This window comes from Methyloceanibacter marginalis (genome assembly GCF_001723295.1).
Classification (GTDB): Bacteria; Pseudomonadota; Alphaproteobacteria; order Rhizobiales; family Methyloligellaceae; genus Methyloceanibacter; species Methyloceanibacter marginalis.
The window spans coordinates 1-9291 of the sequence record NZ_LPWD01000022.1 but is presented as its reverse complement, the minus strand read 5'-3'; the positions used below and the strand labels follow the sequence as shown (position 1 = coordinate 9291).

Here is a 9291-nt window from a genome sequence, read left to right as displayed (position 1 = left end):
CCGCCGCCGCGACCGCGTCAGCGCGTCCACCTCTTCGGTGCGTCCGACATATCCCCGGCCTGTAGCAGCGCGGCCCCGCCGGGCAGGATGGCGTCGATGCCGCCCGCCTCCAAGAGCTCGGAAGGAGACCGGTAGCCGAAGGCGTAGGCGAAGGCGCTGTTGGTATAGATGAGTGCCGCGCTTCAGGATCCCGATCGCCGCCGGCATCGCCTCCAGCAGCACCTCCAGGCCCTCCGGCGCAAGCACGAGCGGGTCTTTGGCGTCGTCGGGCTTCGCGGTCTCCGCTTTGGCCTGTCCGTTCGTCTCGGGCACAGGGGAGGTCGCGCCGGGGCCGGGCAGAACGCGGCCTTCCAGCGCGCGCGCGATATGCTCAAGCGCCTCGCGGTCTCCCTCTTCGATGCGCCGTTGCAGTCTGAGGTCGGCCATGATTGGCCCCACTGACATACTTAAAGAGCCCGTCCTTGCGCCTTTGAGCGCTGGGGTCCGGCTCGGCCACGTGACACGCCCTCTTGGGGCGCTTACTCGACTCGACCACTAAATTTAGGCGAATTCGATGGGATGCATAGGCCGAAAGCAAGAATTTCGTCCACAAGCGAAAAAGCCGCGCTCTTAGGCACTGTGCCTCTTGAAGTGCCGCATCGCACCATTTATATTGCAGTGCAACAAAAAGCGGCGGCCCAACGTCCCCAAAGGGTGAATCCGCATTCAGTCCTATCAGGCGAATTGAGGAGCTCAACGAAGAGGTGCCACAATGACCGAGACATCCCCCATTCCCGAGACCCCGCAGGAAGTGGTCGACAAGGCCGAGGAGACGTTCAAGAGCGCTGCCAGGGAATTCGAGGCGCTCAAGCTCGACACCACCGTGCCCGAGAGCGTTCGCGCGCTCGCCGAGAAGACGGTGAACCAGACCCGCGAAGCCTATGAGCGCGGCAAGGAAGCTCTGGAAGAGTCCATCGATGCGCTGGAGCGTTCGTTCGACGCTGCGGGGCAGGGCGCGACCGCCTTCAACCGCAAGCTCATCGACATCGCGCAGCGCAATCTGAACTCCGGCTTCGATCTCGCCAAGAGCCTGGCCGGCGCCAAGAACTTCGCCGAGATCGTCGAGCTTCAGTCCGCCTTCATCCGCAGCCAGTTCGACGTGTTTGCGAGCCAGGCGGGCGAGATCCGGGCGCTGACCACCAAGATCGCCGCCGACACGTCGGAGCCGATCAAGGATCAGATGTCGCGTTCCTTCGAGGTCGTCCGCAAGGCGTCTTGAGGCGAGCAGTTTGAAGAGCGAGTTGCGTGAGGCCGTGCGCCAAGCTGCGCGCGCCCTGAAGTCAGTTGCGTCAAGTCAGTTGCGTCCGCAGCGTAAAGAGTAAGGTGCGTTTATTGCGAGGCCCGGGCCATTCCCGGGCCTTTTGTTTTGGCGGGCGGACTTGATTTTTGGACGCGCCCGTGAAATCAGCGGTGCCTCCGGCCCGGCCGCGCCGGTCCGCTTGCAACGGGTCGTGCCTGCCCTTAGTTTCCCGGCATGAGGCTCAACATCGGGCCGCAGTGCCGCTGTAGCTCAGTTGGTTAGAGCGCTTGATTGTGGATCAAGAGGTCACTGGTTCGAATCCAGTCAGCGGTACCAATCGTTGCGCTTTGTTTCTAATGCCGTGCAGCAGGTTTACCCCAACCGCTTCCGGTTTTCCCCGTCATACGCTCGTAACTTGATCTCGTGCGCCTCCGCCCGATAAACAGGCGGACGTCGATGTGATTCACGCATCGAGGTTCTGAAGCGTTCGATGGCGGATGCCCGCGCAAATCATCCGCCTGACGCGCCCCGCAACGACGAAGGAGCCCCCTATGTTGAGGTCTTTCCTAGCCAGATCCTGTGCCGTCGCCCTGTTGGGCCTCGCCGCGGCCGGTCCGGCTGCCGCTCAGTCCAATATTCGTGGCGATGCGACCGGCCCCACGACCGCGCCGGGATTCAGCCATCCCGAGCAGTACATGCACCTGACGCCGGTCAAGCCGGCGCCGAACATGTATCCGGTCATCCAGCACCCCGACCTGGAGAAGAACGCAGCCGACAAGCTCGCCGCGCTCGCCGAGAAGACCGGCAAGAAGCCCAACATTTTGATCTTCCTGTTGGACGACGTCGGCTGGATGGACCCGGGCTTTAACGGCGGCGGCGTTTCCGTCGGCAATGCCACGCCGGAGATGGACAAGGTCGCCGCGGAGGGCCTGATCCTCACGAGCGCCTATTCCACACCGTCGTGCTCGCCGACCCGTGCCACCATCCACACCGGCCAGAACCCGCTGCATCACGGCATCCTTCGGCCGCCGATGTACGGCGAGCCGGGCGGCCTCGACGGCGCCCTCACCATGCCGGATCTGTTGAAGAAAGAGGGCTACATCACGCAAGGCGTCGGTAAATGGCACATGGGCGAGAACCAGGGGTCGCTGCCGCAGAATGTCGGCTACGACGACTATGTGGCTTCCTCGGCGTCTCCGACATGTACACCGAATGGCGCGACATCTATTTCAATCCCGAGGTCGCCTTGTCTCCTGAACGCTTCAAGATGATGCAGGAGGACAACTTCAATCATTACGAGGTGCACTGCACGCCGGCCGACACGCAGAAATGCGAGAACGGTAAGCTCATCGACCTCGACTACATCAAGGACCTCGACAAGCATTGGCTCGAGACGAGCCTCGCCTTCCTTGACAAGATGAAGGGCGGCACCAAACCGTTCTATCTCTACCACGCCACGCGCGGCTGCCACTTCGACAACTATCCGTCGGACGAGTGGGCCGGCAAGTCCATGGCGCGCACCGTCTACAGCGACTGCCTGGTGCACATGGATTATGTCTTCGGACAGCTCATGAAGAAGCTCGAGGACATCGGCGAGGCGGAGAACACGCTTGTCATCTTCACCTCCGACAATGGACCGGAGTGCGAGATCCCGCCGAGCGGGCGCACGCCGTTCCGCGGCTGCAAGGGCTCGAGCTGGGAAGGCGGCGTGCGCGTGCCGACCTTCGTCTATTGGAAGGGCATGATCGCGCCGCGCAAATCCGACCAGCTGTTCGATCTCGCCGACATCTTGCCGACGGCGCTTTCGCTGGCGGGCTATCCCGGCGCCAAGCTCGCCGAGCTGTTCCCGAAGAAGACCTATATCGACGGCGTCGATCAGACGCCATTCCTGGTCGCCGACGACGGCCTGTCGACCCGGCGCAGCCGCATCTACACCCTGAACCAGTACTACGCGGCGATCCGCATCGATGAGTTCAAGGGTGTGGTCACCGGCGAGATCGAGGACGGCATCGTCCAGAAGGGCAATATTGGCGGCTTCTCCGGCTCGATCTTCACGGACACGGGAGGCGGTGTCGTCTTCAATCTCTACACGAACCCGCAAGAGGACGTCTCGATCGGCATCCGCCACATTCCCATGGCCGTGCCGCTCGGTGCCGCTGCGGGAGATTACATGAAGGTGCTCTTCGAGTACCCGCCTCAGTTCAAGGTGGGCTTCTTGTCGAACAACCCGCCGCTCTACGACGTCATCCCGGAGGGCGAGATGGCGATCAAGGCGTGGCTCAAGAAGCACGGCTTCGGGCGCTTCCAACCTTAAGACTCGGAAGCCACTCTTTATCGGCGAGGGCGTCCCTTCGGGGGCGCCCTTTTTCTTGGCTGGGCCTGTGTGGCGCGCGCGCAACAAGCCGGGGGAATTGTCATTGGCAACGCGCACAGAGTTGCGCCCCCGGACTTAAAGCCCACTATTCTGCGGGCCAAGAGGGGTAGGGCGCGTCATGAAGTGCAAGTTCTGGATGGCTTTGCTCGGCCTGGCTGTTACGGCTCCCTTGCAGCCGGCGCCTGCGTTTGCCGAGGGATTGCCGCCCGGGCCCGAAACGCCGGGCTCGGCCTGGACCTTCGACGGCGGCCTCTATGCCTGGGCGCTGTGGGTCGAGGGCGACGTCACCGCCCGCGGCGAGAAGTTCAACGTCTATGCCGACCCGATCGATTTGATCGAGGCGCTCGACGGCCCCATCGTCATGGCCAACTTCGAGGCGACGCGCGGCCGCTTCTCCTTCTTCGCCGACGTCATCTACGCCAAGTTCGCCATGGAGTCTGACTTCGTCGGCGAGGCGGAGCCAATTCCCGCCCTGAAGCTGACCGGCAATGGGCGCATCGGCGCCGACTACACCTTCGGCGTTTACCAGGCCGATGCGTTCTATCAAGTCGCCGACTTCGCCGGCCCGAACGGCGGTAGGACAAGCTTCGAACTCGGCGCCGGCGCCCGCTATATCGAGCAGGAGATCGACATCACCGCCGCGATCGACGTGAACGCCAGGATTCAGCTTGGGCGGCTGGCCGACCGCCTCAGAAACCGCATCAACCGCATCGAGAACCAGGAAGAGCGCCTTGAGGCGCTGGCCCAATTCAATGCTTTGCGCACGCAGCTCCTGGAAGACCGGATCGTCCGCGCCAAGAACAAGGGGCTCAACCGGCGCGTGGCGCGGCTGGAGAAGACCCTCGAAAGAATCGACAACCGCGGCGAGGCCATCGCCGCGCTCGAGGCGCTCGACAAACTGCGCCTCGGTCTCCTTCAGCGCGCGCTCAACCTCAACAACAGCGACTTCAACAAGAACTTCGCCTTTGTCGACACCGGCAACATGAGCTGGGTGGATCCCGTGATCGCCTTGCGCATGACGCACGATCTCGGCAACGGCCGCTCCGTCACCGCCATGGGCGACTTCGGTGGCTTCAATGTGGAGGACGGGCTGAGCTGGCAGGCGGTGCTCGCCTACAATTACGATGGCACGCTGTTCGGCTACGAGACCACGACGACGCTCGGCTACAAGGCGCTGTGGCTGGACTTCGAGGAAGACACCAGCAAGGGCGCACGCGGCATCGACGCCGTGCTGCATGGGCCGATCGCCGAGCTGTCCTTCCGCTGGTAGGCGCGACTCCGAGCACGCCGCTACACCCCTGACAAAGTTGTCGGCGCTCGGTCCGCGGATCGTTTTCCACGCCGTGCGGAACGGTGACGAGCGTCTTTGAGCGCGGCGTGCTAGGCTGCGTGGGTCGAACCGCCGGGCTAAAGAAGCGGTCGATAAAACGCAAGGGAGGATGGAACCATGAAGACAGCAACCACCATAGCGATTTGCGCCGTCGCGGCGTTCTTCACCACCGCTAGCTTCGACACACCGGCCGAGGCGAAGAAATTCAAGCCGGCACATGTCGGGAAAAATGTCGGCAAGTCGGTCGGCAGAGCGGCGCGGAACACGGGCCGGACGATCGGCAACGCCGCACGCTGGGGCGGCAATGCGCTCTGGGTCGGAACCGGCGTAGGCTGGGGTCACGCCAGGGTGACCAACAACTGCACCTATTACTACAACCGCTATAAAGAGACCCGCGCCGCGAAGTGGAAGAACCAATACAACGCTTGCATCCGGTAAGTTCGAAAGCTGGTCAGCCCCGGCAGAGACGCACGAGCGCGCTTCTGTCGAGCACCTGAATGCGCGCGTAGCGGTGGTCGATGAGGCCCAGTTCGACGAAGCGCCGCAAGATTCGCTTGAGTGTGGGGAGCGACACCGCCGTCATGTTTGCGAGTTCGGCCTGCGAAAGCGGGATCCAGCCCTCCTGGTCGCCGCGCATCTTCGCCTCGAGGACAAGCCGGTCGGCGACGCGCTTCTCCGTGGAAGGAATGGCGAGATTTGAAATGATGTCGAACGCCATGCGGAAGTTCTGGTAGGTCAGGGCATAGAAATCGGCGTAAAGCCGAGGGTCATCTCGCACGAGCCGGACCAATTCAGGACTGGGAAGCTGCACCATGAGCGTGGGCTCGGCGGCGTGAACCGAGACCAGGCGCGGCCCTTGTGAAAACAGGGCAAGATCCCCGAGCCAGAATCCCGCGCCGGCGCGATGGGCTGTGTAGTCCTCGCCGTCCGCCCGGGGAATGGAAATGTTCAGCGACCCCGAAATCAGGCCGAACATGCCATTGGGCCGGTCGCCGGCCAGATAGATGCGATCGCCCTTGGTGAAGCTGCGGAGCTTGGCGATGGTGCCGAGGCGGGCTCGGGTTTCCGCCGAACGCTCGGCAAACCACCCCTGGGTTGCCAGCATATCCAAAGCGCAACCCAGATCCATCGTCGGAGCGTCCATCAGCCCTCAATTCGGTCATCTGAGCGATTCCACAACGTGGTTGAAATATACCATGTGGAGTTGTCCCGAAAGGAAAAGTGGCCGTGCGCACGGCTCGGGACAAAAAAGAGGCGAACGCGGACCTGCTTCACGGCCCCCGAATCGCCGAATTGCGCACAAAGAGGAGGAGCGTCTCATGAACCTGCGAAACACGGGGCCGAGTTCGGTCGGCCTGATGGCGGTCGTGGCACTGTTCGTGCTCGCGACGGCCGGCCTGGCCTGGGCACAAGACACGGATACCAAGACCGATAAGCCGAACATCCTCGTCATCTGGGGCGACGATATCGGCCAGGGCAATATCAGCGCCTACACCAAGGGCCTGATGGGCTACAAGACGCCGAACATCGATCGCATCGCCAATGAAGGGATGATCTTCACCGACTATTACGGCGAGCAGAGCTGCACGGCGGGGCGTCGTTCCTTCATCACCGGACAGAGCGTGTTCCGCACCGGCCTCTCCAAAGTCGGGCTGCCGGGCGCCGACCTGGGCTTGCGCGCCGAGGATCCCACGATCGCCACGATGCTGAAGGCTCAGGGCTACGCCACCGGCCAGTTCGGCAAGAACCATCTCGGCGACAAGAACGAGTTCCTGCCGACCCTGCACGGCTTCGACGAGTTCTTCGGCAACCTCTATCACCTGAACGCCGAGGAAGAGCCGGAGAACGAGGACTATCCGAAAGACCCGGCCTTCAAAGCGAAGTTCGGTCCGCGCGGCGTCCTGCATAGCTGGGCCACCGAGGAGGACGACGAGACTGTCGATCCGCGCTTCGGCAAGGTCGGCAAGCAGAAGATCGATGATACCGGTCCGCTCACCAAGAAGCGGATGGAGACCGTCGACGACGAGACGGTCGCCGCGGCCATCGACTTCATCAAGAAGGCCAACGAGTCGGGCACGCCGTTCTTTGTCTGGTGGAGCGGCACGCATATGCATTTCCGCACCCACGTGGCGGACAAGGATCGCGGCATCTCCGGACAGGACGAGTATTCCGACGGCATGGTGCTGCATGACCGGCACGTCGGCGAGCTCCTGAAGGCGCTCGACGATCTCGCAATCGCCGATAACACCCTCGTGTTCTACTCGACCGACAACGGGCCGCATCAGAACACGTGGCCCGACGCCGGCACCACGCCGTTCCGCAGCGAGAAGAACACGAATTGGGAAGGCGCTTGGCGGGTGCCGGCCATGGTGCGCTGGCCCGGCAAGATCGAGGCAGGCACGGTGTCGAACGACATCATGCACCATATGGATTGGCTGCCGACCTTCGCCGCCGCGGCCGGCCAGACGGACGCAAGGAGAAAGCTTCTCGACGGCTACGAGGCAGGCGGGACCACTTACAAGGTCCATCTCGACGGCTACAACTTCCTGCCTCACCTGACGGGCAAGGAGGAAAAGGCGCCGCGCGACGAGGTGTTCTACTTCTCCGACGACGGCGACCTCATGGCGCTCCGCTATCACGACTGGAAGGTCGCGTTCATGGAGCAGCGAGCCGAAGGCACGCTCAAGATCTGGGCCAATCCCTTCACCGAGCTGCGGGTGCCCAAGATCTTCAACCTCCGCCGCGATCCCTATGAGCGCGCCGACATCACCTCCAACACCTATTACGATTGGATGCTGAGCCGGGCGTATATTTTGGTCCCGGCGCAAGCCTATGTCGGCAAGTTCCTGAAGACCTTCGAGAGCTATCCGCCCCGTCAGAAACCGGCCAGCTTCAGCGTCGGCGGACAGATGGAGGAATTGGAAAAGGCGCTCGGCAAGCTGCAGAGCGATCTTCAATAGGAAATTAAATAGGCCGGGCGGCTCAACCGCGCCCGGCCTATTATCTCGTCAGTCCACCGAGAGCTCGCGATGCCCAAGATGATCCGTCGCCTGATCGCGCTGGCCGCGATCCTTTTTGTCTCCACTGCGTCCGCACAAGAGCCCGATCCCCTGCCGTCCTGGAATGACGGCGCCTCCAAGCAAGCCATCGTTGATTTCGTGACCAAGGTGACCGAGCCCGAGAGCGCCGACTATGTGCCGATCAAGGACCGCGTCGCCACCTTCGACAATGACGGCACGCTGTGGCTCGAGCAGCCAATGTATACCCAACTCGCCTTTGCGCTTGACCGCGTGAAGCAATTGGCGCCCGAGCACCCGGAGTGGAAGGACACGCAGCCCTTCAAAGCCGTTCTCGAGGGGGACATGAAGGCCCTTGCCGCATCGGGAGAAAAAGGCATCGCCCAATTGGTGGCCGCGACCCATGCGGGCATGTCTCCGGCAGAGTTTCAGCAGATCGTCGGCGACTGGCTTGCCACCGCGAAGGACAAGCGCTTCGAGCGGGGCTACACCAAGCTCGTCTATCAGCCCATGCTCGAGCTGCTCGCCTATCTGCGTGACAAGGGCTTCACCACCTATATCGTCTCCGGCGGCGGTATCGAGTTCGTGCGCAACTTCTCGGAACCGGTCTACGGCATCCCGCCGGCGCAGGTCGTGGGCTCGAGCATCAAGACAAAATACGAGATTGTCGACGGGAAGCCGACGCTGATCCGTTTGCCCGAAGTGGATTTCATCGATGACAAGGACGGTAAGCCCGTCGGCATCAACCAGCATATCGGCCAGCGGCCCATCGCGGCGTTCGGCAACTCCGACGGCGACTATCAGATGTTGGATTGGACGACCGCGGGCGAGGGCGCGCGGCTCGGCCTGATCGTTCATCACACTGATGCGGAACGCGAATACGCCTACGACCGCGAGTCGACCTTCGGCCGCCTCGACAAGGCGCTTGACGACGCGCCTGCCAAAGGCTGGATCGTGGTCGATATGAAGAACGACTGGAAAGACGTGTTTCCCCCAGAAAACTAGCCCCCCACGGGAAATCGAGAGGAGGAGTAGCCAGATGCGTTTGCTCAAACATGGAACCGCTCTCGCGGTCGCTGGCCTGCTGGCCTGCGGTGGCATTGCCCACGCGCAGGACACCGACGCGCCGGCGGGCACGCAACCCGAGGCCTCGACGGACGCCAAGTCCGACAAGCCGAACATCCTGCTGATCGTCTCCGACGATACCGGCTGGGGCGATCTCGGGCCCTATCTCGGCGGCGAGGCGCGGGGCATGCAGACCCCGAACTTCGACCGGCTGGCGAAGGAAGGC

General features: G+C 62.7%; 9 protein-coding genes, 1 tRNA gene and 1 pseudogene. 9 read left to right on the top strand and 2 right to left on the bottom strand.

Annotation, left to right across the window (positions count from 1 at the left end; genetic code table 11):
• Positions 1-426, bottom strand: a 426-nt coding sequence (locus tag AUC71_RS00935) for a hypothetical protein (RefSeq protein ID WP_141701351.1), incomplete at its 3' end; no start/stop codon positions are given.
• Positions 427-751: 325 nt separating this feature from the next.
• On the opposite strand from AUC71_RS00935, the gene AUC71_RS00930 reads away from it, so the two are divergent.
• The 6 genes from AUC71_RS00930 (at position 752) to AUC71_RS00905 (ending at position 5421) form a co-directional block, all read left to right on the top strand.
• The gene (locus AUC71_RS00930; protein WP_083237956.1) at positions 752-1258 is read left to right on the top strand and encodes a phasin; all 507 of its coding nucleotides are present in this window, start codon (positions 752-754) and stop codon (positions 1256-1258) included.
• Positions 1259-1538: 280 nt separating this feature from the next.
• Positions 1539-1615, top strand: a tRNA-His gene (locus AUC71_RS00925).
• A gap of 215 nt (positions 1616-1830) precedes the next feature.
• A complete protein-coding gene (locus AUC71_RS21680) occupies positions 1831-2550 on the top strand; it encodes a sulfatase-like hydrolase/transferase (RefSeq protein WP_280139255.1) in 720 nt (239 codons plus the stop codon).
• On the top strand, positions 2481-3593 hold the full coding sequence (locus AUC71_RS17170) for a sulfatase-like hydrolase/transferase (protein WP_280139254.1): 1113 nt from the start codon (positions 2481-2483) through the stop codon (positions 3591-3593). The genes AUC71_RS21680 and AUC71_RS17170 overlap by 70 nt, the downstream gene beginning before the upstream one ends.
• A 178-nt stretch (positions 3594-3771) precedes the next feature.
• A complete protein-coding gene (locus AUC71_RS00910; protein ID WP_069622741.1) occupies positions 3772-4923 on the top strand; it encodes a hypothetical protein in 1152 nt (383 codons plus the stop codon).
• A gap of 177 nt (positions 4924-5100) precedes the next feature.
• Entirely contained in the window at positions 5101-5421 is a 321-nt protein-coding gene (locus AUC71_RS00905) for a hypothetical protein (protein ID WP_069622740.1), read from the top strand.
• A gap of 13 nt (positions 5422-5434) precedes the next feature.
• On the opposite strand, the gene AUC71_RS00900 is transcribed toward AUC71_RS00905, so the two are convergent.
• Complete coding sequence (locus AUC71_RS00900; protein ID WP_069622745.1) at positions 5435-6112, bottom strand: Crp/Fnr family transcriptional regulator; 678 nt, start codon at positions 6110-6112, stop codon at positions 5435-5437.
• Positions 6113-6302: 190 nt separating this feature from the next.
• On the opposite strand from AUC71_RS00900, the gene AUC71_RS00895 reads away from it, so the two are divergent.
• The 3 genes and pseudogenes from AUC71_RS00895 to AUC71_RS00885 form a co-directional block, all read left to right on the top strand.
• Positions 6303-7943, top strand: a complete 1641-nt coding sequence (locus AUC71_RS00895; protein WP_204376599.1) for an arylsulfatase — start codon at positions 6303-6305, stop codon at positions 7941-7943.
• A 69-nt stretch (positions 7944-8012) separates the two neighbouring features.
• The gene (locus AUC71_RS00890; RefSeq protein WP_069622739.1) at positions 8013-9005 is read left to right on the top strand and encodes an HAD family hydrolase; all 993 of its coding nucleotides are present in this window, start codon (positions 8013-8015) and stop codon (positions 9003-9005) included.
• A gap of 34 nt (positions 9006-9039) precedes the next feature.
• Positions 9040-9291: pseudogene (locus tag AUC71_RS00885) on the top strand (hypothetical protein); the annotation flags it as partial.

Coding starts and splice junctions, on each gene's coding strand:
- AUC71_RS00890 (WP_069622739.1), top strand. CDS start 8,013: ATGCCCAAGATGATCCGTCGCCTGATCGCGCTGGCCGCGATCCTTTTT.
- AUC71_RS00900 (WP_069622745.1), bottom strand. CDS start 6,112: ATGGATCTGGGTTGCGCTTTGGATATGCTGGCAACCCAGGGGTGGTTT.
- AUC71_RS00895 (WP_204376599.1), top strand. CDS start 6,303: ATGAACCTGCGAAACACGGGGCCGAGTTCGGTCGGCCTGATGGCGGTC.
- AUC71_RS00905 (WP_069622740.1), top strand. CDS start 5,101: ATGAAGACAGCAACCACCATAGCGATTTGCGCCGTCGCGGCGTTCTTC.
- AUC71_RS00930 (WP_083237956.1), top strand. CDS start 752: ATGACCGAGACATCCCCCATTCCCGAGACCCCGCAGGAAGTGGTCGAC.
- AUC71_RS00910 (WP_069622741.1), top strand. CDS start 3,772: ATGAAGTGCAAGTTCTGGATGGCTTTGCTCGGCCTGGCTGTTACGGCT.
- AUC71_RS21680 (WP_280139255.1), top strand. CDS start 1,831: ATGTTGAGGTCTTTCCTAGCCAGATCCTGTGCCGTCGCCCTGTTGGGC.
- AUC71_RS17170 (WP_280139254.1), top strand. CDS start 2,481: ATGTACACCGAATGGCGCGACATCTATTTCAATCCCGAGGTCGCCTTG.